Origin of the sequence: Streptomyces albiaxialis, assembly GCF_039530985.1 — a bacterium.
GTDB lineage: Bacteria > Actinomycetota > Actinomycetes > Streptomycetales > Streptomycetaceae > Streptomyces > Streptomyces albiaxialis.
On sequence record NZ_BAAAPE010000008.1, the window covers coordinates 327,270 to 351,813 of the forward strand.

The 24,544-nt window shown below is 74.3% G+C and carries 22 protein-coding genes and 1 riboswitch; of the genes, 11 read left to right on the forward strand and 11 right to left on the reverse strand.

Annotated features, from left to right (window positions below):
* Positions 1–119: 119 nt before the first annotated feature.
* Complete coding sequence (locus tag ABD343_RS17665) at positions 120–1,262, reverse strand: glycosyltransferase family 4 protein (protein WP_344529159.1); 1,143 nt, start codon at positions 1,260–1,262, stop codon at positions 120–122.
* 91 nt (positions 1,263–1,353) lie between these two features.
* Here ABD343_RS17665 and ABD343_RS17670 point away from each other — a divergent pair, with 91 nt between their 5' ends.
* A complete protein-coding gene (locus ABD343_RS17670; protein ID WP_344529161.1) occupies positions 1,354–2,613 on the forward strand; it encodes a glycosyltransferase 87 family protein in 1,260 nt (419 codons plus the stop codon).
* Between the two features lie 10 nt (positions 2,614–2,623).
* Here ABD343_RS17670 and ABD343_RS17675 read toward each other — a convergent pair whose 3' ends face one another.
* The 5 genes from ABD343_RS17675 to ABD343_RS17695 all read right to left on the reverse strand — a co-directional run bounded on the left by ABD343_RS17675 (position 2,624) and on the right by ABD343_RS17695 (position 8,401).
* The gene (locus ABD343_RS17675; RefSeq protein WP_344529163.1) at positions 2,624–3,811 is read right to left on the reverse strand and encodes a hypothetical protein; all 1,188 of its coding nucleotides are present in this window, start codon (positions 3,809–3,811) and stop codon (positions 2,624–2,626) included.
* Between the two features lie 24 nt (positions 3,812–3,835).
* Positions 3,836–4,900: a C40 family peptidase gene (locus ABD343_RS17680; RefSeq protein WP_344529165.1), complete on the reverse strand. Its 1,065-nt coding sequence runs from the start codon at positions 4,898–4,900 to the stop codon at positions 3,836–3,838.
* A gap of 240 nt (positions 4,901–5,140) precedes the next feature.
* Positions 5,141–6,187 (reverse strand): C40 family peptidase, encoded by a 1,047-nt coding sequence (locus ABD343_RS17685; RefSeq protein WP_344529167.1) that lies wholly within the window; start codon positions 6,185–6,187, stop codon positions 5,141–5,143.
* A 446-nt stretch (positions 6,188–6,633) separates the two neighbouring features.
* Positions 6,634–7,935 (reverse strand): NYN domain-containing protein, encoded by a 1,302-nt coding sequence (locus ABD343_RS17690; protein WP_344529327.1) that lies wholly within the window; start codon positions 7,933–7,935, stop codon positions 6,634–6,636.
* 226 nt (positions 7,936–8,161) lie between these two features.
* Positions 8,162–8,401: a hypothetical protein gene (locus tag ABD343_RS17695; RefSeq protein ID WP_344529169.1), complete on the reverse strand. Its 240-nt coding sequence runs from the start codon at positions 8,399–8,401 to the stop codon at positions 8,162–8,164.
* A gap of 153 nt (positions 8,402–8,554) precedes the next feature.
* Between ABD343_RS17695 and ABD343_RS17700 the strand changes: the two genes are divergently transcribed.
* The 7 genes from ABD343_RS17700 (at position 8,555) to ABD343_RS17730 (ending at position 15,192) form a co-directional block, all read left to right on the forward strand.
* Positions 8,555–9,316 carry a rhomboid family intramembrane serine protease gene (locus tag ABD343_RS17700; RefSeq protein WP_344529171.1) on the forward strand — a complete coding sequence of 254 codons (762 nt, stop codon included), beginning with the start codon at positions 8,555–8,557 and terminating at the stop codon, positions 9,314–9,316.
* Positions 9,317–9,365: 49 nt separating this feature from the next.
* Positions 9,366–9,647, forward strand: a complete 282-nt coding sequence (locus ABD343_RS17705; RefSeq protein WP_344529173.1) for an Lrp/AsnC family transcriptional regulator — start codon at positions 9,366–9,368, stop codon at positions 9,645–9,647.
* A gap of 113 nt (positions 9,648–9,760) precedes the next feature.
* Entirely contained in the window at positions 9,761–10,120 is a 360-nt protein-coding gene (locus tag ABD343_RS17710; protein WP_344529175.1) for a hypothetical protein, read from the forward strand.
* On the forward strand, positions 10,107–11,597 hold the full coding sequence (locus ABD343_RS17715; RefSeq protein ID WP_425578206.1) for a sensor histidine kinase: 1,491 nt from the start codon (positions 10,107–10,109) through the stop codon (positions 11,595–11,597). The genes ABD343_RS17710 and ABD343_RS17715 overlap by 14 nt, the downstream gene beginning before the upstream one ends.
* The gene (locus tag ABD343_RS17720) at positions 11,594–12,253 is read left to right on the forward strand and encodes a response regulator transcription factor (RefSeq protein ID WP_344529177.1); all 660 of its coding nucleotides are present in this window, start codon (positions 11,594–11,596) and stop codon (positions 12,251–12,253) included. The genes ABD343_RS17715 and ABD343_RS17720 overlap by 4 nt, the downstream gene beginning before the upstream one ends.
* A 277-nt stretch (positions 12,254–12,530) precedes the next feature.
* Positions 12,531–13,949: an SLC13 family permease gene (locus tag ABD343_RS17725; RefSeq protein ID WP_344529179.1), complete on the forward strand. Its 1,419-nt coding sequence runs from the start codon at positions 12,531–12,533 to the stop codon at positions 13,947–13,949.
* A 22-nt stretch (positions 13,950–13,971) separates the two neighbouring features.
* Positions 13,972–15,192, forward strand: coding sequence for a glycerate kinase family protein (locus tag ABD343_RS17730; RefSeq protein ID WP_344529181.1), 1,221 nt, complete (start codon positions 13,972–13,974; stop codon positions 15,190–15,192).
* 201 nt (positions 15,193–15,393) lie between these two features.
* Here ABD343_RS17730 and ABD343_RS17735 read toward each other — a convergent pair whose 3' ends face one another.
* From ABD343_RS17735 to xylA, 3 genes are all read right to left on the reverse strand, one after another.
* Entirely contained in the window at positions 15,394–16,797 is a 1,404-nt protein-coding gene (locus ABD343_RS17735) for an aminotransferase class V-fold PLP-dependent enzyme (RefSeq protein WP_344529183.1), read from the reverse strand.
* A 129-nt stretch (positions 16,798–16,926) separates the two neighbouring features.
* Positions 16,927–17,045: riboswitch (SAM riboswitch) on the reverse strand.
* A gap of 98 nt (positions 17,046–17,143) precedes the next feature.
* Positions 17,144–18,550 (reverse strand): xylulokinase, encoded by a 1,407-nt coding sequence (gene xylB, locus ABD343_RS17740; protein WP_344529185.1) that lies wholly within the window; start codon positions 18,548–18,550, stop codon positions 17,144–17,146.
* Positions 18,547–19,722, reverse strand: coding sequence for a xylose isomerase (gene xylA, locus ABD343_RS17745; protein WP_344529187.1), 1,176 nt, complete (start codon positions 19,720–19,722; stop codon positions 18,547–18,549). Before xylA ends, xylB begins: the two co-directional genes overlap by 4 nt.
* Positions 19,723–19,819: 97 nt before the next feature.
* Between xylA and ABD343_RS17750 the strand changes: the two genes are divergently transcribed.
* Positions 19,820–21,013 carry an ROK family protein gene (locus tag ABD343_RS17750; RefSeq protein ID WP_344529189.1) on the forward strand — a complete coding sequence of 398 codons (1,194 nt, stop codon included), beginning with the start codon at positions 19,820–19,822 and terminating at the stop codon, positions 21,011–21,013.
* Between the two features lie 47 nt (positions 21,014–21,060).
* Here the strand turns inward: ABD343_RS17750 and ABD343_RS17755 are convergent, their stop codons facing one another.
* Positions 21,061–22,080, reverse strand: a complete 1,020-nt coding sequence (locus tag ABD343_RS17755; RefSeq protein ID WP_344529191.1) for an ArsR/SmtB family transcription factor — start codon at positions 22,078–22,080, stop codon at positions 21,061–21,063.
* Positions 22,081–22,136: 56 nt separating this feature from the next.
* On the opposite strand from ABD343_RS17755, the gene fabG reads away from it, so the two are divergent.
* Both fabG and ABD343_RS17765 read left to right on the forward strand, forming a co-directional pair.
* Positions 22,137–22,910: a 3-oxoacyl-ACP reductase FabG gene (fabG, locus tag ABD343_RS17760; protein WP_344529193.1), complete on the forward strand. Its 774-nt coding sequence runs from the start codon at positions 22,137–22,139 to the stop codon at positions 22,908–22,910.
* A gap of 1 nt (position 22,911) precedes the next feature.
* Positions 22,912–24,141 carry an MFS transporter gene (locus ABD343_RS17765; protein WP_344529195.1) on the forward strand — a complete coding sequence of 410 codons (1,230 nt, stop codon included), beginning with the start codon at positions 22,912–22,914 and terminating at the stop codon, positions 24,139–24,141.
* Here the strand turns inward: ABD343_RS17765 and ABD343_RS17770 are convergent.
* Complete coding sequence (locus tag ABD343_RS17770) at positions 24,119–24,508, reverse strand: cupin domain-containing protein (RefSeq protein ID WP_344529197.1); 390 nt, start codon at positions 24,506–24,508, stop codon at positions 24,119–24,121. The two genes, ABD343_RS17765 and ABD343_RS17770, sit on opposite strands and share 23 nt — an antisense overlap.
* Positions 24,509–24,544: the final 36 nt, after the last annotated feature.

Here is a 24,544-nt window from a genome sequence, read left to right on the forward strand (position 1 = left end):
GCGTCGGGGCTGGGCGCGCAGTTCCCCGCGCCCCTAGTTGGCAAGCCCCCGCGCGGCGGAGCCGCAACTTGAATACAGCCCCGCGCCCCTGAAGGGGCAAGCCCAGAAGTATTGCGGGCTTACAGGAGTTCGCGGAGTTGGTCCGCGAGGAGGTCCCAGCGCCAGTGGGATTCGACCCAGGTCCGGCCCCGTTCGCCCATACGGGACCGGAGTGCCGGGTCGCGCAACAGCTCGATGAGGCGGTCCGCGGCCTCGCGGGGGTGGCCGCCGCGGACGACCCAGCCCGTCTCGCCGTCCAGGACGGCATCCGGCGCACCCCCGGAGTCGCCCGCGACAACGGGCAGGCCCGTCGCCGACGCCTCCAGGTAGACGATGCCGAGCCCCTCGACGTCGAGCCCGCCGCGCCGCGTCCGGCACGGCATGGCGAAGACGTCGCCCGCCCCGTAGTGCGCGGGGAGTTCCTCCCAGGGCACGGGCCCGGTGAAGCGGACCGAGTCCGTGAGGCCGCGGTCGGCGGCCATCCGTTCGAGGTCGGCGCGGTGCGGCCCGCCGCCCACGATCAGCAGCACCGCGTCCGGCACGGCGGACAGCACGCGCGGCATCGCCTGGATCAGCGTGTCCTGCCCCTTGCGCGGGACGAGGCGCGAGACGCAGACCACGACGGGGCGCTCCGCGAGGCCCAGCCGGGCGCGGATCGCCTCGCCGCCCGACCCCGGGTGGAAGGTCTTCTCGTCGACGCCGGGCGGCAGTTGGACCATGCGGGACGCCGCCGAAGGGCTGAGCGCACTCGCGATCCGGGAGCGGGTGTACTCGCCGAGGTACGTGAGCGTGTCCGTGCCCTCGCCGATCCGCCGCAGGAGTTGCCGCGCGACGGGAAGCTGCGCCCAGCCCGCCTCGTGCCCGTGCGTGGTCGCCACCAGCCGCTCGGCCCCGGCCCGGCGCAGCGCGGGGGCCATCAGCCCGAGGGGCGCGGCGGCGCCGAACCAGACCGACCGGCAGTCGTGTTCGCGCAGCAGCCGGACCGCGCGCCGGGTCACCCGGGGCGTGGGCAGCAGCATCGTCGTACGGTCGCGGACGACCGTGAAAGGCTGCTCGGCGTCGAACTCGGCCGTCGCCCGGACGCCCTCGCGGCTCCGCTTCCACGTCGACGCGTAGACCACGACCTCGGACGGGTCGAGCCGCAGCGCCATGCTGTGCAGGAACGCCTGGATCCCGCCGGGCCGGGGCGGGAAGTCGTTGGTGACGATCAAGGTTTTACGCATCGCGCCCGACGTTACCGGGTCGCTGGGCACGACAGTGCGGAGTGTCACCCTCCTCGTGGCAGGTCACGGTCAGGAACGGCATGATGGCCGCATGCGAAGGACAGGGACCGTCAGCGGCCCGCTGGCGGCCTGGGCTGTCACGCGCGCCGTACTGCTGCTGTGCGTCTTCCACGTGATCGACACCCCGGGCCAGGATGTGACGTCCGATGTGTCGGTGATCTACCGCGGCTGGTTCGAGACGCTCAGCGGCGGCTCGTTCCCGGCGGACGACGTGACGTGGCAGTATCCGCCCGCCGCCGCGCTGGTGATCCTCTCCCCCGCCGTCTTCACCGGACTGGGCCTGCTCGGCTACGCCTCGGCGTTCTACGTGCTGGCCTGCGCCGCCGACGCCGCCGTCCTCGCGCTGCTGCTGTACGCCCGCCGCCGTACGGACGCGCGGCGCGCGGGCGCGTGGGTGTGGATCGCGGGCGTACCGCTGCTGGGGCCTACGGCGTACGCGCGCTACGACCTGATGGTCACCGCCCTCGCCGTCGCCGCGCTGATCGCCGCGGTCCGCCACCCCCGCGTCGGCGCGGCGCTGGCGGCCCTCGGCGCGATGGTGAAGGTGTGGCCCGCGCTGCTGCTCCTCGGCACCCCGCGCGGCCGGGCCTCGCGGGCCGCGTGGACGACGGCGGTCGCGGTCGCGGCGCTGCTGACGGCGGGGTTCGCGGCGACGATGCCGGGGGCGCTGGACTTCCTGACCGCGCAGGAGGGCCGGGGCACCGAGATCGAGTCGCTGGGCGCGCTGGTCCTGCACGTCGCGCGGCACTTCGGCTGGGAGGGCCAGGTGCTGCTGCACTACGGCTCGATGGAGTTCCTCGGCCCTCATGTGGACCTGGTCAGCAGCGCGGCGCTGGTGCTGTCGGTGCTCGCGGGCGGCTGGATGCTGCTGTGGCGGATCCAGGCGGTGGAGTGGACGCCGAGCACCCCGGCGGACGCGGCGTTCGCGGCGGTGCTGCTCTTCACGACGACGAGCCGGGTGCTCAGCCCGCAGTACATGATCTGGCTGGTGGGGCTCGCGGCCGTGTGCCTGTCGCTGCGCGCGAGCCGGCTCGCGCTCCCGGCCGTCCTGGTGCTGGTCGCGACGGGCCTGACGGCGCTGGAGTTCCCCGTCTGGTTCACGCACGTCGTCGCGAGCGACTGGCGCGGCATCGTGCTGCTCGCCGCGCGCAACGGGCTGCTGGTGGCGGCCTCGGCGCTGGCCTGCGCGCGGCTGTGGCAGGACACGGTGACCGGGCCGAGGCGCCGCGCGGCCGAGGACCGCGAGCGCGCGGCGGCGCCCGCCCGCCCCGAGCGGCTCCTCTCCTGGTGAGGAGGAACGTTCAGCCCACCTCGTCCTCGACGTACGCGCGCCAGCGTGCGGTGAACTCGGCCTCGCCGATCCCCAGTACGGACCGCAGCGCGCGGTCGGTGCCGCCGCGCTCGCCCTCGCCCACCCGCGCGTAGAGCGCCAGCAGCCGCTTCTCGCCCCACCGTTCGGCGATCATGCGGCAGGCCAGCCAGCTCCCCTCGTAGGCGCGGGACAGCCGGTCGGAGCCCGAGCCGAAGCGGAAGTCCTCGTCCCGGGGCAGCGCGCGGGGCGGCCCGTCGGCCCCGGCCAGCTCCGGCGCGGCCTGCCGCGGCCCCTGCCCGCTGTCGCGGTACGCCGCCCAGTCGGCGATGCCCTCGGAGAGCCACATCGGGGTCGCGGGGGTGGTCTGGCGCCGGGTGGCGACGTGCACGGCCTCGTGGGTCGTGACGATCTGCCGCCCCTCCGCACTGAGCGCCGCGTACGCCTCGGGGTTGATCAGCACGCGGTCCGAGGGCGCGTCCGGCTCGCCCTTGCCGCTGGCCTCGCCGGTGGTGACGGCCGCGATGCCCGCGTACGCGGACGGGGACTCGCCCAGCAGCCGCGCGAGGTCCTTCACCGAGGACGGGGCCTCCAGCACGAGCCTGCGCGACCAGGCGCGGGGCCAGTGGCGCTGGACGGCGGGCACGGCGGCGTCGGCGGTGCGCGCGAGCCGGCGCAGCTCGGACCGTTCGCGGCCGACGCCGAGGACGAGGCTGCGCGCGCCGCGCACGACGCTCATCGCGCCCTGCTCCCACAACTGCCGGGCGCTGCCGGGCGCCTCGCCCTCGACGCGCCACGTGCCGCGCTTCCGGGAGAACGTCAGCTTCTCCACGGCGGAGGTCGTCGCGCGGTCGTACCCCTTGAGGCGGTAGCGCAGCCGGGCCTCGACGGTGGTGCCGGTCACCCCGGTGACGTCGTACGTCCACGTGGCGAGCGGCAGCCTTCGCAGATTCCGGAACACCTGGCGCCCGTGGTCGCGGGAGCCGGGGGCGACGGTCGCGAGATAGGCGCCCTCGTCGCCGTCGCGCACGGCCGCCGCCTGCCGGTCCAGCACCCGCTGGAACGGGGCGCCGGGCGGGGCGCTCCCGGCGCCGTCGTCACCGCAGGAGACCGCCCCGGCCAGCAGCGCGAGCGCGAGGACCGCGCCCGCCGGCCGCCGCCCGCTCCTCCAGTCCTTCACACACGCGATCGTACGTGCGAATGCTCAGGGCCTGGTCACCGAGGAGACGGGCATCATGCCCACCGGGTCGTACCGCACGGGGGCGCCGGGGTGCGGGGCGTGGACCACCTGGCCGTTGCCCACGTACATCCCCACGTGGCTGGCGTCGTCCCGGTAGACCACCAGGTCGCCGGGGCGGGCCTGGGAGAGCGGGACCTGCTTGCCCGCGCCGCGCTGCCCCTGCGAGGTGCGCGGGATGGAGGTGCCCGCCTTCCCGTACGCCCACTGGGTCAGCCCCGAGCAGTCGAACGAGCTGGGCCCGGCGGCGCCCCACACATAGGGCTTCCCGACGGCGGACTTGGCGGCGGCCACGGCGGCGGCGGCGCGGCCCGAGGACGCCCGGTCGCCGCCGAGGTCGGGCGTGTCCCCGCTCTGCTGCCCCCGGCCGCCCTCACGCGAGGCGCGCTCGCGCTCGGCGCGCTGCTTCGGGGTCAGCTCGTGGAGCAGGCGGCGTGCGGCGCCGAGCTTCCGCTGCACGTTCCGCTTCTGCTTCCTCAGGGTCCGCGTGTGCTGTTCGAGGTCGGCGAGCTTGCCGGTCGCCTCGGTGCGCTGCCGCTTCAGCTCGCGCTGGGCGGCCTGGAGCTGGCGGAGCTGGAGCGACTGGCGGCTGCTGACGCGGTCGAGCGCGGAGGCCTTGTCGAGATAGCTGTCCGGGTCGGCGGTGAGCAGCAGCGCGACGGACGGGGAGATGCCGCCCGAGCGGTACTGCTCCCCGGCGAGCCCGCCCAGCTCGCCCCGCAGCCGGTTCACCTTCGCCTGGCCGCGGGCCACGCGGTCCTGGACGGTCTCGACCTGCTCGCGGAGCTTGCCCGCGCTCTCCGCCGTCGCGTTGTACTTCTCCGTGGCACCCTCCGCCTGCTCGTAGAGGCGGTCGATGCGGGAGTTGACCGTGGCGGCCGAGGGGCGCGCCGGGTCGTCGGCGGGCCGGGCGCCCGCGCTGCCGGGCGCGAGCGCGGCGGCCGAGGCCGCCGCGGCCGACAGCACGGTGACCCGGGCGGGCCAGCCGTGGACCGGCAGCGGGGTACGTCGAGGGGACCGGTGCGATGCCACTGGGGGACGCGCTCCTTCCGCGAGGCGAACTGCGCCCGCAGAATGTAGCCGCGCCGTCCCGGGGCTCCAAGGACCGTGACTCGCAAGAGAATCCGCATGTGCCGCGTGCGGCACGGTGACGGTGCAGGTCACCGGCGGGGTACGGGGGTCACCCCGGCCCCGCCGGATTCACCCGGAGGAACGACGTTTAACGATCGTAGGACCGGCGGTTGATCCGGCCGGGAGCCGTGCGCCCGTCGGTCAGCCGACGCGCGCGCCGAACATGAACGGCATGTTGTTGATCGACTCGAAGCGGACGTTCGCACCCGGCTTCGGGGCGTGCAGGATCTGGCCGTTGCCCGCGTAGAAGCCCACGTGGTGCAGGTCGTTGTAGAAGAAGACCAGGTCGCCGACCTTGAGCTGGCTCTGGCTGGAGATCCGGGTGCCCGCGTTGGCCTGGGCCTGCGACGTACGCGGCAGGGAGACGCCCGCCTGCTTGTACGCCCACGAGGTGAGGCCCGAGCAGTCGAAGGAGCTGGGGCCGGTGGCGCCCCACACGTACGGGCTGCCGATCTTGCCCTTGGCGGCGGCGAAGGCGGAGGCCGCGCGGCCGGAGCCGGGCTTGCCCGACGGGGCGTCGTTGCTGGGGAGTTCGGCGCGCTTCTGGGAGTCGCGGTCGGCGCGCTCCTGCTTCTCCTGGAGGCGCTCGCGCTCCTTCGCGCTGAGGGAGTTGAGCAGGGACTGTGCCTTGGAGAGCTTGCCCTGGATGCTCTTCTTCTTGTCGCCCAGCTCCTTGCGGGTCTCGGCGAGGTCCTTCAGCTTGCCGGCGGCCTCCTTGCGCTGCTGCGCGAGGGAACGCTGCTTCGACTGGACCTTCTTGAGCGCTGCGGCCTGCTTGCCGCTCAACTGGTCCATGGCCGAGGCCCGGTCCAGGTAGTTGTCCGGGTCGGAGGAGAGGAAGAGCTGCACGGACGGGTCGATGCCGCCCGAGCGGTACTGCGCGGTGGCCATCGAACCGAGGTTGTCGCGCATCTTGTTGAGCTGGCCCTGACCGCGGGCCACGCTGCCCTGCAGGTTCTCGACCTGCTTCTGGAGCTTCTTCTGCTTCTCCTTGGCGCCGTTGTACTTCTCGGTGGCGCCTTCGGCGTCCTCGTAGAGCTTGTCGACCTTCTCCTTGACGTCCTTCTTCGACGTCTGCGGATCGGCGTGCGCCGCCTGCGAAGTGAGGGCGACTGCGGCCGCGGCGGTCAGAGTGAACACACCGACTCGTGCGCGGCCCGGCTGCTTGGGACGACGGTGGGACGCCACTGGAGGCGAGCTCCTTCTCCTCAGCCGCCACTGCCGTGCCGGGCGGTCAACTCCGACGGACGTGGGCGGGCCTCCGCGGTCACCCCGGATGGGTGATCAACCGCGCGAAGGTTCGGGCCAGACACTAGCCATGGGTAACTCGTAGGATCAAATCCCTCTGGAAAAAAGGGCATCGGCAAGCGCAATCTTTTACCTGCACCGCACAGGGCGCGACAAACCAATTACGCACCGTCTCTCCCAGCGCCCATTGGGGTGCCCCGACTGCCGTCGGGCGGCTGCGACCGCGTCGTGCTCGCTCGCGCAGTTCCCCGCGCCCCTGACGGGGCGCTCCCGTCGGGCCCCGAAGCGCCCCGAAGGGGCTGCTTCAGGGGCGCGGGGAACTGCGCGGCCGGCCACGGCGGACCCGCAGTCGCGCGACGAGCGAAACGGGCAACCCGGTGGGCGTCTTACGTCCGGGCAAGGCGATTCAGGAGCAGGGAAGAGGCGACCGGTCGGGCCCCGGCCGCGGCACAGCCGTCGGCGACCTCGCGGTCCGAGGAGACGACCACCACGGGCCGGCCCGGCGGTTCGGCACGGACAAGGCGGCGGATCAGCTCGTCCGCCGTCTGGCCCGGCTTCGAGAAGAGGACGCGGACACCGCGCGGCGGCGCGAGCAGCACCGGCGCCGCCAGCTCCGCGCCGTCGAAGACGCAGGTCACCTCCGCGCCCGACTGGGCCGCGAGGATCGCGAGTCCGCCCAGCAGCCGCAGCCGCTGCTTCTCCAGCGGGAGCGCGGGATAGCCGGTCTTGGTGACGTTGTAGCCGTCGACGACGAGGTGGGCCTGGGGCAGGGCGAGGAGTTGGTCGAGGAGCGCCGGGTCGGTGTCCGAAAGGGCCCTGGCGGCCACGTCCTTGGGGGTCATCTGTCCGGGTTCGACCGCGTCGACCGTATCGGCAGGGCGGGTCGCCGCCGGGGGCAGCGCCAGCTCGCGGCGGAGCCCCTGCGCGGCGTCCAGGACCGTGTCGAGCAGCAGCCGGACCCGCATGTCCTCGACGCTGCGCCCCTCACGGGCCGCGCGGCGCCCGGACTCCAGCGCGGACTCGGCCTCGGCGAGCCGGGACTTGAGGCGCCGCACCTCGCCGTCGGCCGCGGCCTTCTCGGCGCTCGCCGCGTGCCGTACGGACTCCAGCTCGGCGCGGATCTTGCGGACCTCGGCCTCGCCGCGCCGTACGTCGCTCTGGGCGCTGCGCAGCTTGCGGTGGGTGGAGTCCAGTTCGCGGCGGAGGGCGTCCAGCTCGGTGCGCGCCTCCTCGGAGTCGGCGCGCGCGGCGGCCCTGGCCTGGGCCAGCTCCTCGCGGAGCCGGGCCAGTTCGCGCTGGGCCTCCTCGCCCGCGCGTTCGGCCTGGGCGCGCTGGGCCTCCTCGCCCGCGGCGGCGACGAGCTTGGCCCAGCCCGCGGGCCGCAGCACGTAGGCGAGCGCGGCGACATCCACGGGGTCGGCGGCGGGCGGCGGGCCCGACTCCTCCAGCGCCCCCGCCAGCTCGGGGAACCTCTCGCGGAACCGCGCGGCGATGCGCTGCCGGAAGACCGCGTCGCCCTCCAGTTCGGCCGCCATCGCGTTGCCGCCGAACTTGGTGCGGCGCTGCGGGGTGAAGCGGGCGTACTGGCGCAGGGGCGCGGGGAGTTCGGCGAGGGTCAGTCCGCCGAGCGCGTCACCGGTGAGGGCCACGACGCGGCGGCGCACCTTCTCCGGCAGGGGCCGGTCCAGCGCCTCCGGCTCGGCGGCGGCACCGTCCTCCTCCGGAGCGTCCTCGGGGGCGTCCTCGGGGGCGTCCTCCGGAACGTCAGCGGCGTGAGGGGCATCAGGGGCGCCAGTGGCATCGGCGGCGTCAGGGGCGCCGGGAATGCCGGGGACGTCGGGAACGCCCTCGCCGACGCCTCCGGCGTCCGGCTCGTCGCCCGTCCGTTCCACCACCGGTCACACCCGCCGTTCCTCAGACCTCTGCGCCAGGGCGGTCGACCAGCTCGACCTCGTCCACGGCATTGCACCAGCGGCAGCGCACGGACTCGATGCTCTCACTGAGCACCTCCCGCTCCTCGACCTTCGGCTCCCCCGCCAGGTCCAGATGGACGTACTCCACCACCTTGCTGGAGCGCGTCACGTCGAACCGCGTCAGATTGCCGCAGAGCGTGCAGCGCCAGCGGGTCTCTGCCGTGGGGGTGGGGACCGCCATTGTCTCGTCCTCTTTCCTTCGGAGCCCGGGGAGCCCGGGGAGCCTCGGAGGACCCGGGGAGAGTCCTGCACTGCCGGGCGTCAACCCTACGGCCTGCCGCCCGCCGCGTGTGTCGTGGCGTACGCGCCGTAGTGGAGCCGTCATCATCCGCGCATGGACGGCACCGCTCGCTCGCCCGGAACGCCACGCTCCGTGATGACCTATACCCTCATCGGCTCCTGTTGCCTGATCTTCCTCATCGGCCCCGCCTCGGGCTTCTCCCCCTCGTACGGGACGGGCGAGGCGCTGCGGGAGGCGCAGTCCGCGTACTTCAACCGCTGGGGCGTGGTGCCGCGCACCCTGCTCAGCGGCGCCGTCCGGCCGCTGCTCGCGCCGCTGACCGCGCTCTTCCTGCACGGCAACTGGCTCCATCTGCTCGGCAACCTCCTCTTCCTGTTCGTCTTCGGCGGGATGGTCGAGCAGCGGATGGGCCCGGCACGCTTCGCCCTCTTCTATCTGTGCGTCGGCTACGCCGCGATGCTCTGCTACGCCGCCTCGCACCCGGAGTCGGCCGAGACCCTCGTCGGGGCCTCCGGGGCGATCTCCGGGGTCCTCGGCGCCTTCCTCTACCTCTTTCCCCGTACGCGGGTGACCAGCGTCTTCCCCTTCCTCTTCTTCCTGCCGCTGCGCTTCCCCGCCTGGATCGTGCTGCTGTTCTGGCTGACGCTCCAGTGGCTCGCGGTGCGCCGGGACACCGACGGTCCGGGGGTCGCGCATCTCGCCCACGTGGTCGGTTTCACGCTGGGCTTCCTCTATGCGTGGCTCCGGTTCCGCCGGGCTGCTGCGTCTTCCCGGGGGACGACCCCCGGACCCCCAGCCGGACAAGCAGGCCGGCCGACGCGCTCGGCACGGCAACCACCAGGCAAGCCTGAGTAAAGTGGCCATCGCCAGCGCCAGCGCCCGCGTCCGAGGGAGAGAGCCCGCCGTGATCACTTCGATCGTGCTCATCAAGACCAGCACCGACCGCATTCCGGAGATCGCCGAGCAGATCGCCGCGCTGGAGGGCGTCAGCGAGGTCTACTCCGTGACCGGTGCGCACGATCTGATCGCGATGGTGCGCGTGGCCCGCCACGACGATCTCGCGGACGTCATCCCCGGCCGCATCAGCAAGGTGCCGGGCGTGGAGTCGACGGAGACCCACATCGCGTTCCGCACCTACTCGCAGCACGACCTGGAGACGGCCTTCAGCATCGGCCTGGACGCCTGAGGAAAGCTCCGGAGGAAGGCTCCTGATGACGGCTCCTGACGAAGGCCCCGGATGAAGGTTTCCTCATCCGGCGTTCATCGGGCGGAAAGGGTGCCCGGGGGAGCCTTTTCCGCATGGCCTTCTCCCACCGCATAGCGACTCTCGCGGCCGTGGTGGCGATTCCGCTGGGCATCGCCGTCACCAGTTACGCGCTCACCGACAGCCCCGATACGCCGGAGCCGCCCGCGAAGGTCGAGCTGGAGTCCGAGAGCCCCGCCCCCTCGGGCAGCCCCTCCGGGGGCCCCTCGGACGGGCCCTCGAAGTCGCCGAAGTCCTCGGACCCCTCGCCCTCCGGCGACGAGGCCGTCCCCCAGCCGCCGGCGACGGACGACGACGGGAACGACGGGAACGACGACGGCGACGACGGCAATGGCAAGGGTGAGAAGAGCGACAAGGGCGACCAGGACGACGACGGCCCCGGTGACGACGGCTGATCACGCGGACCGTACACCCGGCTCCCGCACCCTGCCCCGGATAACGGCGCGCGTCCGCATCCTGCTGTGGCTGCTCGTGGTGATGACGGTGGCGCTCACCGCCGTCGCCACGACCACCCGCTCGATCCTGGCGCGCGATGTCGACCACCGCATCTCCCGGCTGCTGGCCCAGGAGACCGGGGAGTTCGCGAACTTCGTGGAGCGCGGCAGGGACCCCGAGACCGGGCGCCCCTTCACCACCGCCCGCCGGCTCCTGCACGTCTTCCTGGAACGGCAGTACTCCGACCCCGACGAGGAGCTGCTCGGCGTCGTCGACGGCGACAGCGTGATCCGGCAGCGCCGCGACATCCCCTCCGGCCTGCCGCTCCACGAGGACAAGGAGGCGCTGCGCCGCATCACCGAGGGCGAGGCCCGCTCCGGCACCCTGGAGCGGCCCGAGGGCGAGATCCGCTGGGCGCGGGTGACGATCGAGCCCGGCGGCCGTACGGAGCCCGGCACGTTCGTCGTCGCCTTCCACGCCGACCGCGAACAGGCCGGGCCCGACGAGGTGTTCCGCATCCTCCTCGCGATATCCGGCGTCGCGCTGCTGCTGACCTGCGGCATCGGCTGGGTCGTCGCCGGGCGCATCCTCGCGCCCGTACGGCTGGTACGGGCCACGGCCGCGCAGCTCACCGAGCAGGACCTCACCCGGCGGATCCCGGTCCAGGGGCGGGACGACATCGCGGCGCTCGCCGAGACGTTCAACGCGATGCTGGACCGGCTGGAGCGGGCCTTCGCGGCGCAGCGGCAGTTCGTGGACGACGCCGGGCACGAGCTGCGTACGCCCATCACCATCGTCCGGGGCCATCTGGAGCTGATGGGCGACGAGCCGGAGGAGCGCGAGGAGACGGTGCGGGTCGTCACGGACGAGCTGGACCGGATGAGCCGCATCGTCGAGGACCTGCTGCTGCTCGCCAAGGCCGAACGCCCCGACTTCGTCACGCCCGGCCCCGTGGAGCTGGCCGAGCTGACCGCCGACGTCTTCGTGAAGGCCCGCACGCTGGGCGAGCGCGACTGGCGGCTCGACGGGGTCGCCGAGGGCACCGTGCTGCTCGACCCGCAGCGCGTCACCCAGGCGATGGTGCAGCTCGCGCAGAACGCGGTGCAGCACACGGCGCCGGGCGCGCGCGTACGGATCGGCTCGCGCCGCCTCCCCGAGGACCGCGCGGTGGAGCTGTACGTCGCGGACAGCGGGCCCGGCGTGCGCGCCGAGGACAGCGAGCTGATCTTCGAGAGGTTCCGGCGGGGCACGACGCGGCGCGGCTCGCGCGGCAGCGGCGCCGGGCTGGGCCTGTCCATCGTGAAGGCCATCGCCGAGGGCCACCCCGGGCCCGGCCGGGTCGAGCTGCGCGCGACGGAGGGCGGGGGTGCCACGTTCGTCCTGGTCCTGCCGGACAGCGCGGCCGACGTGGCGGAAGAGGAGGAGGACGAGGAATGACGCGGATCCTGATCGTCGAGGACGAGGAGCGGATCGCGGCGTTCGTGGAGAAGGGGCTGCGGGCCAGCGGCTTCACGACGACGGTCGCCGCGGACGGCGAGACCGCGTTCGACTACGCCTGCACGGGCGGCTTCGACCTCGTGATCCTCGACATCGGACTGCCGGGGCGCGACGGCTTCACGGTGCTGCGGGAGCTGCGCGAGGCGCGGATCACGGTGCCGGTGATCGTGCTGACCGCCCGCGACTCGGTGCGGGACACCGTCGCCGGGCTCGAAGGCGGCGCCGACGACTGGATGACGAAGCCGTTCCGCTTCGAGGAGCTGCTGGCCCGCGTGCGGTTGCGGCTGCGCACCGCCGCGCGTACGCCCGAGGTCACCGTGCTGCGGAGCGGCGCTCTCTCCTTGGACCTCCGCACGCGGCGGGCGCGCGCCGACGACCGTACGGTCGATCTGACGGCCCGTGAGTTCGTCCTGCTGGAGCTGTTCCTGCGGCATCCGGGGCAGGTCCTCTCCCGCGAGCAGATCCTCTCCCACGTGTGGGGCTACGACTTCGACCCCGGGTCGAACATCGTCGACGTCTACGTGCGCGCTCTGCGCAAGAAGTTGGGCGCCGCGTGCGTGGAGACGGTACGCGGCATGGGCTACCGCCTGCCGTGACTTCCGGCTGCCTGAACAGGGGCTGCCCCGACCGGTGCGTCGCAGGCCGCTCCTCTCGCCGTGGCTTGTCGCGCAGTTCCCCGCGCCCCTGACGGGGCACTCCCGCGAGGGCGCTCCGAAGGTGCCGCTAAGGGGCGCGGGGAACTGCGCGAGCGACCACAACGCAGGCGCGGCCTGCGAAGCACCGGCAGGGGCTGCCCCCTGCTCAGTACTCGGATGAAACCTCCTTCATAGAGGGCTCATTCAGGGCTCACCGGGTCGTCGAAGACTCATTCGCATGACATTGAGTCTCCGGCAAGCCCTACCCCTCGTGGTCGCGCTGAGCGCATGCGCCGCGCTCGCCGTGCCCGGCAACTTCGAAGGGCTGAGCGGCGACGCCCGGGTGACGCTCGCCGTGTTCGCGGTGGCGACCTGCGCGTGGATCGGGACGCCGATCGACGACACGTACATCGCGCTCGGCGCGGGCCTCGCCCTCGCGGCCACCGGGGTGATCAGCTCCGAGACCCTCTTCGGGACGCTGGGCGACGAGACCGTGTGGCTGCTGATCTGCGCGTTCGTGCTCGCCGCCGCGATCTCGCGCACGGGGCTCGCTGCGCGGGCCGCCGCGTTCCTGGTGAGCGGCGCCCGTTCCGTACGGCAGCTCACGCATCTGACGACCGCGGCGCTCGTCGTCACCGCGTTCGCGATTCCGGCGACGTCCGGGCGGGCCGCGCTCGCGCTGCCCGTATTCCTCGCGCTGGCGCGGGTGCTGCGGGACCGCAGGCGGCTCGTCGTGATGCTGGCGCTGCTCTTCCCGACGGTGATCCTGCTCTCCGCCGTCGCCACGCTCATCGGCGCGGGCGCGCACCTGATCACGGTGAGCGTGCTGTGGGAGTCGGCGGGCGAGCACGTCGGCTTCGCGCAGTGGCTGCTGCTCGGGCTGCCGCTGGCGGTCGTGACGTCCCATCTGGCGGCGGAGGCCGTGCTGCTGACGACGACCCGGCGCGAGGACCGCAGGGGTCCCGTGCGGATCACGGCCGAGGACATCCAGCGGCACTCGGAGACCACGGTCACGGGGCCGCTGTCGCAGCCGGAGGCGCGGGCCGCGCTGCTGCTGTGCACGGTGGTCGCGCTGTGGTGCAGCGAACCGCTGCACGGGGTCTCGCCCGCGCTCGTCGCGCTCATCGGCGCGGTCGTGGCAGCCTCCCCCGCGCTCGGCACGGTCGGGCTCAAGGACGCGCTGAAGACCGTGCCGTGGTCGCTGCTGCTGTTCATGGCCGCGACGATGGCGATGGGCGTGGCCCTGTCCGCCTCAGGCGCGGCGAAGTGGCTGGTGAGCGGGTTGCCGGGGGACGCGGCCGTACCGCCGTGGGCGTTCCTCGCGGCCGTCGTCCTGGTCAGTACGGGCGCGCACCTGCTGCTCCAGTCGCGCTCCGCGCGCTCCAGCGTGCTCGTACCGCTGGTGGTGGCCGCCGCTGCGGGCGCGGGCGTCAACCCCGTCTCGGCGGCGCTCGCCTCGACCGCCGCCGCCGGGTTCTGCCACACGTTGCCCGCCTCCGCGAAGCCCGTCGCGCTCTTCGCCGACGTGCCGGACACCCCCACCTACACCCCGCGCGACCTGCTGCGTCTCTCCGCCGTGCTCGCGCCGCTCACCGCGGCGCTCGTGCTGCTCTTCGCCGTCGCGGTGTGGCCGCTGCTCGGCGTCTCCGTGCGCTGAACGACCCTTTGGGAGCTGACAGATGAACACCCTCCGCAATCCCCTGCACATCGCTGTGGCGCCCTCCGGCTTCAAGGAGTCGCTCTCCGCGCGCGACGCCGCCGAGGCCATCGCCGAGGGCGTACGGCGCGCCGCGCCCGACGCCTCCGTCGACCTGATCCCGCTCGTCGACGGCGGCGAGGGCACGGCCGAGGCGCTGGCCTCCGCGACGGACGGCACGCTGCTGCGCCGTACGGCCACGGGGCCCGTCGGCGATCCGGTGCGCACGCACTTCGCGATGCTGGGCGCGACGGTGCCCGCCGTGCCGACGGCGCTCGTGGAGATGGCCGCGGTCGCCGGGCTCACGCTCGTCCCCCCGGACCGCCGCGACCCGGGGCTGACGACGACGTACGGCGTCGGCGAGCTGATCCGCGCCGCCCTCGACGCGGGGGCGCGGCGCGTCCTCGTCGGCTGCGGGGACTCCGGTACGTCCGACGGGGGCGCGGGCGCGCTCCAGGCGCTCGGCGCGCGCCTGCTCGACGCCGACGGCGCGGAACTGCCGCGCGGCGGCCACGCGCTGCCCCTCCTCGACCGCGTCGATGTGAGCGGCCTCGACCCCCGCCTCAAGGACACCGAACTGCTCGTGGCCTGCAACCCGTTCAACGTGCTGTGCGGGGAACGGGGCGTGGCGCGGGTCTTCGGCCCGCAGAAGGGGGCGACCCCGGCGCAGGTCGAGCAGCTCTCGTACGGGCTGGAGCGGTGGGCGGACGTACTCGTACGGGACCTCGGCGCGGACGCCGATCTCCGGTCCGCGCCCGGCACGGGCGCCTCCGGCGGGCTCGGCGCGGGCCTCGCGGCGCTGGGCGCGCGGCTGCTGCCGCGCTTCGACGTGCTGCTCGACCGGCTCGACCTGGACGCGCGGCTGGGCCGCGCGGACCTCGTGGTGACGGCGGAGGGCGCGCTCGACGGCCAGACCGTGCGGGGCAAGGTCCCCTCGGAGGTCGCCCGCCGCGCGAAGGCCTTCGACCGGCCCGTACTGGCCCTCGCCGGCACGCTGGGGGTCGGCGCCGAGGAGGTGCGTGCCGTCGGCGTCGACGCCTACCGCTCGATCCTCCCCGCGCCGGTCGGGCTGGCCGAGGCGCTGCTGCATGCCCGCGAGTACCTCACGGACGCCGCCGAACATGCGGTACGCATGGTCCTGCTGGGCACGCGCATGCGCCCCGCGCCCATGTTGGCCGCCGTCCCTGGAGTCCGGACCCCGTGACTGCCCCGAATCCACCGCTGCCGAGCGCGCGCCCCTTAGCGGCACCTTCGGAGCGCCCTCGCGGAAGTGCCCCGTCAGGGGCGCGGGGAACTGCGCGCCGAGCCACAAGCTCGCCGGCACTCGGCGACGGCGGCAGAGGGGCAAGCTCTGCTCCGCACATGCGGTCGTCCGCACTCGGCAGCGGCGGCGAAGGCGCAGGGCCTACTCCGCGGCAGCCGGAGCCGGAACGCAACGCCCGGCCTCGGTCCGGTAGGACCACTTCGCACCGTTCCGCACCAATTCCCGTACCGCCGAGACAAAGCGGGAGACATGCTCGTCCGGCGTGCCGACGCCGAAGCTCACGCGGATCGCGTTGAGGGACACGGCCCCCGCGGCGGCGTCCGGCGCCCCGCACTCGCCGGCGGCGCCCGACTCCGCCCCCAGCAGCGTGCGCAGCAACGGGTGAGCGCAGAAGAGGCCGTCCCGTACACCGATACCGTGCTCGGCGGAGAGCGCGGCGGCGAAGTGCGAGCTGTTCCAGCCCTCGACGACGAAGGAGAGCACGCCGACCCGGTCGGCGTCGTCCCCGAACAGGGAGAGGACCGTGACCTCGGGGACCTCGGCGAGCCCGGCGCGCAGCCGCGCCAGCAGCTCCTCCTCGCGGGCCACGAGACGTTCGAAGCCCGCCGCCCGCAGGGCCCCGCACGCGGAGGCGATGGCGTACGCGCCGATGACGTTCGGCGAACCGGCCTCGTGCCGCGCCGCGTTCGTGTGCCACTCGACGTCGACGCCGCCGTCCTCGCGCCGCGCGACCGTACGGCTGGCGCCGCCGCCCGCGAGGTACGGCTCGGCGGCACGCAGCCAGTCGGCGCGCCCGGCGAGGACCCCGGCGCCGAACGGCGCGTACAGCTTGTGACCGGAGAAGGCGACCCAGTCCACGTCGAGTTCGCTCACGTCCACCGGGCGGTGCGGGGCGAGCTGCGCGGCGTCGAGGACGAGGCGGGCGCCGTGCCGGTGCGCGGCGGCGGTCAGTTCGCGGACGGGCCAGATCTCGCCGGTGACGTTGGACGCGCCGGTCACGCACACGAGCTTGGGCCCGGCGGGCGCCGCGTGCAGGGCCTCCTCCAGCGTGGCGACGGCCTGTTCGGGCGAGCGGGGCGCGTCGAGGTACGTCACGTCGTGGCCGCGCCACGGCAGCAGCGAGGCGTGGTGCTCGGTCTCGAACACGAACACCCGGGTCCCGGCGGGCAGGGCGGAGGCGAGGAGGTTGAGGGAGTCCGTCGTGGCCCGGGTGAAGACGACCTCGTCGTCCTCCCGGCACCCCAGGAACTCGGCGACGGCCCGCCTGCTCTGCTCGAACAGGTCGGTGGAGAGCTGGGAGAGGTACCCGGCGCCCCGGTGGACGCTGCCGTAGTACGGCGCGTACGCGGCGACGTCGTCCCAGACCCGCTGGAGCGCGGGCGCGCTGGCGGCGTGGTCGAGCGCGGCGTAGGTGACCTCGCCGCCGGTCACGAGCGGGACGGTGACGTCGCGGCCGAGGACGGGCAGGACCGGCGTACAGGACTCGGCGGACGCATTCGTGGAGGAATCAACGGAAACGGCGGCAAAAGGGGTGGCGAACGGCATGACGGAACTCCGCGTGGTGAGAGAAAGGCGTGACGACGTGACGACGTGACGGAGAAGGGGCCTGCGGCCCTATCGCATTCGCTTGCTCACGGGGAACTCCCTCGATAGACCAGGACCCCTGGCGCGAGGGATCCGCGCTTGCCGCGGACCTTGCTGTCCTACGGCCTGGTCATCACCCGGGGCACCCCGCCACGGACGGAGGGTTGCCGGACAGCGGGCCGGGGCCTTGATCGCTGTCGCTCGTGACCTGGCCAGGAGTATGGCACATGGCTCCTGGCGGAGTGCAGGGGGCGTCCACATAGCGGACCCCATACGGCGCACGCCCCGCTTCTCCGCACCGCGCCCCCTACAGGGCGCTCAGCACCAGCTCCCGTGCCTCCGCGTACCGGTCGCGGACGTGGGGCGTCGGGTCCGCCTCGTAGCGCGTGGCGCCCGTGGTCGCGGACCAGTCGGGCGGGGTCTCTCCGCCGTCGAGGATCCAGGCCGCCTGGCGGGCCGCGCCGTCCGCGACGTACTCGCCCGGGGGCGGGACGACGACGGGGCGGCCGAGGACGCCGGGCGCGATCCGGCGTACGGCCTCGCTGCGCGCGCCGCCGCCGACGAGCACCACGCGGCGGCACTCCACGCCGAGCGCGACCATCGCGTCGAGCCCGTCGGCGAGCCCGCACAGCAGGCCCTCGACGGCCGCCCGGGCGAGGTGGGCGGGGCCCGAGGTGGCGAGCGTGAGGCCGTGGACGGCGCCGGTGGCGTCGGGGCGCGCGGGGGTGCGTTCACCCTCCAGGTACGGGACGACCACGAGCCCGTCGGCGCCCGCCGGGGCGGAGAGCGCCAGCTCGGACAGCTCCTCCAGGCCGACGCCGAGGAGCCGCGCGGTGGCCTCCAGGACCCGTGCGGCGTTGAGCGTGCACACCAGCGGCAGGAAGCCGCCCGCGGCGTCCGCGAACCCGGCGACGGTGCCGCTCGGGTCGGCGGTGGGGCGGCCGGTGACGGCGAAGACCGTGCCGGAGGTGCCGATGGAGACCACCACATCGCCCGTACGGGCGCCGACGCCGAGCGCGGCGGCGGCGTTGTCCCCGGCGCCCGGGGCCAGCGCCGCGCCGGTGCCCGGCAGCCGGGCGGCGGTCTCGCGGGGGCCGACGACGCGGGGCAGCGCGGCGTCGTGGCCGAGGGCGCGGGTGAGCAGGTCGCGGCGGTAGCCGCCCTCGGCGGGCGACCAGTAGCCGGTGCCGCTGGCGTCGCTGCGGTCGGTGGTGAGCGCCTCAAACCCGTCCGCTCCCGCGAGCTGCCAGGTCAGCCAGTCGTGCGGCAGTGCGACGGCGGCCGTGCGCGCCGCCTCCTTCGGCTCGTGCTCGGCGAGCCAGCGCAGCTTGGAGACGGTGAACGAGGCCACGGGCAGGCTGCCGACGGCCTCCGCCCACGCCTCCTCGCCCAGCTCGGCGACGAGCGAACGGGCGGCGTCCGCCGAGCGGTTGTCGTTCCAGAGCAGCGCAGGACGCACGACCTCGCCGTCCTCGTCCAGGCAGACCATGCCGTGCTGCTGCCCGGCGACGGACACGGCCTCGACGTCGGCGAGCCCGCCGGCCCCGGCCGCGGCGGCGCGCAGCGCCCGCAGCCAGGCGTGCGGATCGACCTCGGTGCCGTCGGGGTGGGGCGCCTTGCCCTCCCGTACGAGGCTGCCGTCGGCGGCGTCGCGGACGACGATCTTGCATGACTGGGTCGAGGAGTCGATCCCCGCGACGAGGTGCCGTGTCACTGTGCGCGTGCTCCGGTGAGGTGGTCGAGGGCGAGCTGGGACAAGCGTACGAAACCACCGCCGCGCTCGGCAGCCGCTTCGGGGTCGAAGTCCTCGAACGCGGTCTTGTCGGCGGCCAATTGGGCGGGCGTCTCGCCCGGGTCGAGGGTGGGGACGGACAGCTCGCCGACGCGGGCCGCGCTCAGGGCCTCGCGCACCTCGGGGTCGGCGCGGAAGGCGCGGGCGCGCTCGCGGAGGATCAGATAGCTGCGCATGTTGGCGGCGGCCGAGGCCCAGACGCCGTCGGCGTCCTCGGTGCGCAGCGGCTTGTAGTCGAAGTGCCGGGAGCCGTCGTAGCCGCCGTGCTCCAGCAGGTCGACGGTGAAGAAGGCGGAGAGCAGGTCGCCGTGGCCGAAGACGAGGTCCTGGTCGTAGCGGGGGCCGCGCTGGCCGTTGAGGTCGAGGTGGAAGAGCTTGCCGGACCAGAGGGCCTGGCCGATGCCGTGCACGTAGTTGAGCCCGGCCATCTGCTCGTGGCCGACCTCGGGGTTCACGCCGACGCGCTCGTGGTGCTGGAGGCGGGAGATGAAGGCGAGGGCGTGGCCGATGGTGGGGAGCAGGATGTCGCCGCGCGGCTCGTTCGGCTTGGGTTCGAGGGCGAGCCGCAGGTCGTAGCCCTGGTCGAGGGTGTACTGGGCGAGGGTGTCGATGCCCTCCGCGTACCGGTCCAGGGCCGCCCGTACGTCGATGCCCGCGTCGGTCTCCGAGCCCTCGCGGCCGCCCCACAGCACATACGTACGGGCGCCGAGTTCGGCGGCCAGGTCCATGTTCCGCATGACCTTGCGCAGGGCGAAGCGGCGGATGTCGCGGTCGTTGCTGGTGAGGGCGCCGCCCTTGAAGACGGGGTGGGTGAAGAGGTTGGTGGTCGCCATCGGGACGACCATCCCGGTCGCGTCGAGGGCCTCGCGGAAGCGCGCGATCCGGCGCTCCCGCTCGGTGTCGTCGGCGCCGAAGGGGATGAGGTCGTCGTCGTGGAACGTCACGCCCCACGCGCCGAGTTCCGCCAGCCGGTGCACGGCCTCGGCCGGGTCGAGCGGCGGGCGGGTGGCCTCGCCGAAGGGATCGACGGCGCGCCATCCGACCGTCCACAGTCCGAAGCTGAACCGGTCCGCCGTGCTGGGTTCGAACGACATGCGCACACCCTTCGCTCGTCGAGGCGTCAAGGTATTAGTTTGATGGCTGGACTAAAACATCGGTGAGCGCGGCACGTCAACGGAGGCGCAACGTCAAATGTCCTCGCCCGTAGGCCAGAACGACATCCGGCGGCACAACTCCGCGCTGGTCCTGGAGACCGTCGCCGCCTCCCCCGGCATCTCGCGCGCGGGCATCGCCGAGCGCACGGGGCTCACCAAGACGACCGTCTCGATGCTGGTCGAGCGGCTGCTGTCGGCCGACGTCCTCGCCGAGACGGGGCCGCAGCCGCGCCCCTCCGGCCGGGGCCGCCCCGCGACGGCGCTCTCCCTCTCCCCCACCGGGCCGCACGGCCTGGGCGTCGAGATCGGCGTGGACCATCTGGCCCTCTGCCTGGTGGACCTCGCGGGCCGCGTCCGTACGTACCGCACGCTGCCCGGCGACCACCGGGGCGAGGATCCGGCGCGGGTGCTCGACCGGGCGTGCGGGGCGGCCCGTACGGAGCTGGGCCGCGCGGCGGCCGACGGGATCCCGGTCAGCGGGGTGGCCCTGGCCGTGCCGGGCCTGGTCGAGGCGGCGACGGGCGTCGTCCGCGCGGCGCCCAACCTCGGCTGGCGCGACGTCCCCCTGCCCGACTCCCTCGACGGGCTCCCCGTCTCCGCCGCGAACGAGGCGGACCTCGCGGCCTGCGCCGAGCTGTGGACCGGCGGCCACCCGGGGCTGCGGGACTTCCTGTACGTCTCGGGCGAGATCGGCGTCGGCGCGGGCCTGGTCGTCGACGGCGCGCTCTTCCCCGGCAGCCACGGCTTCGCGGGCGAGATCGGGCACGTCTGCGTCGACCCGACGGACGCGGGGGCCCGCTGCCGCTGCGGGGCGCGCGGCTGCCTGGAGACGGTCGCGGGCCGCGAGGCCGTGCAGCGGGCGGCGGGTGCCGGGGCCGGTGAGCTGGTCCCGCGCCTGGAGGCGGACGACGCGCGCGCCGTCGGCGCCGTACGGACCTCGGGCCGCCTGCTGGGAACGGCCCTGGCCTCGGTCGTCAACGCGGTGGGCGTGCCCGCCGTCGTGCTGGGCGGGGACTACGCCCTGCTGGAGCCCTGGCTGCGCCCGCCGCTGGAGGACGAGCTGGCCGCCCGCGTCCTCACCGCGCGCTGGTCCCCCGTCCCCGTGCTCGCCGGAACCCTCGGCCGCGAGGCCCCCGCCCGGGGCGCGGCCCAGTCCGCGACGCGGGCGACGCTGGCGGACCCGGAGGCGTACGTGACGGGACGCCGGGACCGGGCGGCCACGGAGGCGTGAGCGCCCCCGCGAGGCGGTCGGTCAGCGCGCGCCCGCCAGGCGGCCGGTCAGCGCGCGCCCGCCAGGCGGTCGGTCATCAGCTCGTCGCCCAGGTCGCTGCGGCGGTACAGCACATGCCGCCCGTCCCGGACGCCGGTCACCAGGCCCGTGGTGCGCAGGACCCGCAGGTGCTGGGAGACGGCGCTCGGCGTCACGTCGAGGCGGCGGGCCAGCTCGACGGTCGGGAGCGGGTCGCCGAGCATGCCGAGCAGCCTCGCCCTGGCCTCGCCGAGGAGCGAGGTCAGGGCCGGCGAGACGGGCCCGGACCCGGGCTCGGGCGCGGACTCCCTCTCCCAGATCGTCGCGATGCCCCGCGAGGGGTAGTTCAGCACCGGCGGGTCCTCGGGGCTGACCGGCGAGCAGGGCTTGAAGGCGAAGACCGTCGGGATGAGGAGCAGCCCCTCGTCGCCCACCGCGACGCTGTGCCGGCTGATCATCCGGTCGATGTGCAGGGCGTGCGGCGCCCCGTCCCAGCGCAGGTTGGGGTGCAGTCCGGTGAAGAGCCCCCGCGCGCCGCCCGTGGCCAGCAGCCGGGCGCGGTAGGTGATGTCGGACTCCAGCGCGAGCCGCATCCGCGGCCAGTACGGCTCGACCGCGGCCCGCCAGTGGCGCAGGAGGAGCGCGCACAGGTCCTCGACCAGCGCGCGTACGGGCGCCTCGCCGGGCTCCAGGGCCCGGCGCAGCGGCGCGGGCAGCGGGCGCGGGGCGTGCGTCAGCAGCAGGTCGCGGCGCACGGTGTCCGGCGGCGTGGCCCGTACGGCCGCCAACTGGTCCTCGACGGACGGTGCGAAGACCGCGGGGCGCGGGGTGAGGAAGTCGGGCAGGCTGTGCTGGTGCCCGACCAGGGCGAGCAGCGCGCGGGCGTCGTCCGGGGGCAGGGCGCGCAGGGCCTCGCGGCGCCAGGCGGCGTGCAGCGGATAGCGGCCCGGGTCGTCCAGAGCGCGGAGGCTGCACACGGTCTCGTGCAGGGGCGACATCACGAACCGGGTGTTCGCGAGCCCGTCGACGCCGAGCAGAAAGCTGATCATTTAGCCCCGGGCTACATCCTTTGGCAGCCGCGCCGGGCTGCCGTGAACTGCGACGCATGACGGATGACTTCACCCGGCAGCGTACGCGGACGGCGATCGTGACGGGAGGGGCCGGCGGCATCGGCGCCGCGACGGCCGGACGGCTGGCAGGGGACGGGTTCGCGGTGGGGGTGGTCGACCGGCGCGAGGAGGACTGCGCCGCCACCGTCGACGCGATCACCGCCTCGGGCGGCCGGGCGACGGGCGTCGGCGCGGACGTCGCGGACGAGGCCGCGGTCACCGGCGCCGTCGCGCGGATCGCGGCGGCGCTGGGGCCGCCGACGGTGCTGGTCAACAACGCGGGCTTCGCCCACCGTTCGGCGCTGGTGGACACGGCGACCGAGCAGTGGGACGCGGTGCTGGGCGTCAATCTGCGCGGGGCGTTCTTCGCCACGAGGGCCGTCGTGCCGCACATGACGGAGGCGGGCTGGGGCCGCGTCGTCAACGTCTCCAGCGTCTCCGCCGCCGGGGACGCGGGCCGTATCGGCTACGCCAGCGCGAAGGCCGGGCTGATCGGCTTCACCAAGACTCTCGCCCTCGAACTCGGGCCGCACGGCATCACGGCCAACGCCCTCGCGCCCGGCTTCGTGGTGAGCGCCATGACCCGGGAGTCGGCGCGGCGGCTCGGGCTGGACTTCGAGGAGTACCGGAGCAGGGCCGAACGGGCCGTTCCGGTCGGCCGGGTCGGGCAGCCCGAGGACGTCGCGCACGCGGCCTCGTTCCTGGTGAGCGACGGGGCGGGGTTCGTCTCGGGGCAGGTGCTGCATGTCGCGGGCGGGCCGGTGGGCTGAGATGACGACGCGGACGGAGACCCCGGCACAGAGCACCGGGGACGGCGGGGCGGGCGGACCGGGCCGGGGCATGCTGTTCCTCCTGGCCGTGACCTGCGGGGTGGCCGTGGGCAATGTCTACTTCCCGCAGGCGGTCAGCCCGTTGATCGCCGACGGGCTGGGGATCCCGCCGGGCCGGGCGACGCTCGCGGTCACGGCGGCGCAGTTCGGCTACACGGCGGGGATCCTGCTGCTGGTGCCGCTCGGCGACCGGTTCGCGTACCGCCCGCTGCTCGTGACGCTGCTCGCGCTCACCGGCACGGGCCTGCTCGCGGCGGGCGCCGCGCCGGGGCTGCCGCCGCTGGTCGCCGCGGGCGCCCTCGTCGGCACGACGACGGTGATCGCGCCGCTCGTCGGCCCGATGGTGGCCGGGATGGTGCCGAGGGAGCGGCACGGAACGGTCAGCGGCACCCTGGCCAGCGGCACCATCGGCGGCATCCTGCTCTCCCGCACGCTCGGCGCGACGCTCGGCGAATGGCTGGGCTGGCGGGCGCCGTACGTGCTCATGGGCGTGGTCACGCTGCTGCTGGCGGCGGTGCCGGCGCGGGCGCTGCCGCGCGGCGGAAGGCCTCCGGGCGCGGAGAACGTACGTGTGGCCTCCCTCCTCGCACAGCCCCTGCGCCTGCTGCGCACCGAACCGGCCCTGCGCCGCTCCTGCTTCTGCCAGGCCCTGGTCTTCGGCGGCTTCTCGGCCGTGTGGACGAGCGTGGCGCTGCTGCTGACGGGGCCCGCGTACGGGAGGGGCGCGACGGCGGTCGGGGCGCTCGCGTTCGTCAACGCGGGGACCATGCTGTGCACTCCGCTCGCCGGGCGCCTCACCGACCGCCGGGGCTCGGACGTGGTCGGCCTGGCGTGCGCCGCGGCGGTGGCCGCGGGAGCGGGCGTCCTCGCGCTCGGCGGGGCGGGCGGCACCTGGGGCCTGGCGGCGCTGGTGCTGGGCACGCTGCTGCTCGACGTCGGCATGCAGTCCGGCACGATCGCCAACACCGTCCGCCTCTACGGCCTGCGCCCCGAGATCCGCTCCCGCCTCACCACCGCCTTCATGACCTGCTCCTACCTGGGCGGCACGGTCGGCTCCTGGCTCGGGGCCCGGACGTACGCCGCGGTGGGGTGGTGGGGCGTGTGCGCGCTGGTGGCGCTCGCGGCGCTGGCGGCGGCGGTGCGGCAGGTCACAGGGCGTGCCCCGGTGTGACGTCCACGTGGGACGGGACGTCCTCGTGGCGGTCGCCGACGGAGAGGGTGCCGGTGGGTTCGAACATGAGGATCGCGGCGCCGTCCGGGGCGGACGGCTTGTGCTCCGTGCCGCGCGGGACCGTGAAGACGGAGCCCCGGGGCAGGGTGACGTGCCGTTCGCCGTCGGCGTCGCGCAGCGCGATGTCCAACTCGCCGCGCAGGACGAGGAAGAACTCGTCCGTGTGCTCGTGTACATGCCACACGTGCTCGCCCTCGACCTTGGCGACGCGCACGTCGTAGTCGTTGACCTGGGTGATCACACGGGGGCTCCACAGGGCGTCGAAGGTGCTCAGCGCGTGATCGAGGGCTACCGGTTCGTTGCTCATGCACATATGCTCCGGCCTGATACATCTGTCCGCTAG

What these genes read in the sequence shown, in the direction of transcription:
- ABD343_RS17755 (WP_344529191.1), bottom strand. Translation starts at nt 22,080, where the DNA reads ATGATCAGCTTTCTGCTCGGCGTCGACGGGCTCGCGAACACCCGGTTC.
- ABD343_RS17770 (WP_344529197.1), bottom strand. Translation starts at nt 24,508, where the DNA reads ATGAGCAACGAACCGGTAGCCCTCGATCACGCGCTGAGCACCTTCGAC.
- ABD343_RS17735 (WP_344529183.1), bottom strand. Translation starts at nt 16,797, where the DNA reads ATGCCGTTCGCCACCCCTTTTGCCGCCGTTTCCGTTGATTCCTCCACG.
- ABD343_RS17765 (WP_344529195.1), top strand. Translation starts at nt 22,912, where the DNA reads ATGACGACGCGGACGGAGACCCCGGCACAGAGCACCGGGGACGGCGGG.
- fabG (WP_344529193.1), top strand. Translation starts at nt 22,137, where the DNA reads ATGACGGATGACTTCACCCGGCAGCGTACGCGGACGGCGATCGTGACG.
- ABD343_RS17730 (WP_344529181.1), top strand. Translation starts at nt 13,972, where the DNA reads ATGAACACCCTCCGCAATCCCCTGCACATCGCTGTGGCGCCCTCCGGC.
- ABD343_RS17725 (WP_344529179.1), top strand. Translation starts at nt 12,531, where the DNA reads ATGACATTGAGTCTCCGGCAAGCCCTACCCCTCGTGGTCGCGCTGAGC.
- ABD343_RS17665 (WP_344529159.1), bottom strand. Translation starts at nt 1,262, where the DNA reads ATGCGTAAAACCTTGATCGTCACCAACGACTTCCCGCCCCGGCCCGGC.
- ABD343_RS17710 (WP_344529175.1), top strand. Translation starts at nt 9,761, where the DNA reads ATGGCCTTCTCCCACCGCATAGCGACTCTCGCGGCCGTGGTGGCGATT.
- ABD343_RS17695 (WP_344529169.1), bottom strand. Translation starts at nt 8,401, where the DNA reads ATGGCGGTCCCCACCCCCACGGCAGAGACCCGCTGGCGCTGCACGCTC.
- ABD343_RS17720 (WP_344529177.1), top strand. Translation starts at nt 11,594, where the DNA reads ATGACGCGGATCCTGATCGTCGAGGACGAGGAGCGGATCGCGGCGTTC.
- ABD343_RS17750 (WP_344529189.1), top strand. Translation starts at nt 19,820, where the DNA reads ATGTCCTCGCCCGTAGGCCAGAACGACATCCGGCGGCACAACTCCGCG.
- ABD343_RS17700 (WP_344529171.1), top strand. Translation starts at nt 8,555, where the DNA reads ATGGACGGCACCGCTCGCTCGCCCGGAACGCCACGCTCCGTGATGACC.
- ABD343_RS17670 (WP_344529161.1), top strand. Translation starts at nt 1,354, where the DNA reads ATGCGAAGGACAGGGACCGTCAGCGGCCCGCTGGCGGCCTGGGCTGTC.
- xylA (WP_344529187.1), bottom strand. Translation starts at nt 19,722, where the DNA reads ATGTCGTTCGAACCCAGCACGGCGGACCGGTTCAGCTTCGGACTGTGG.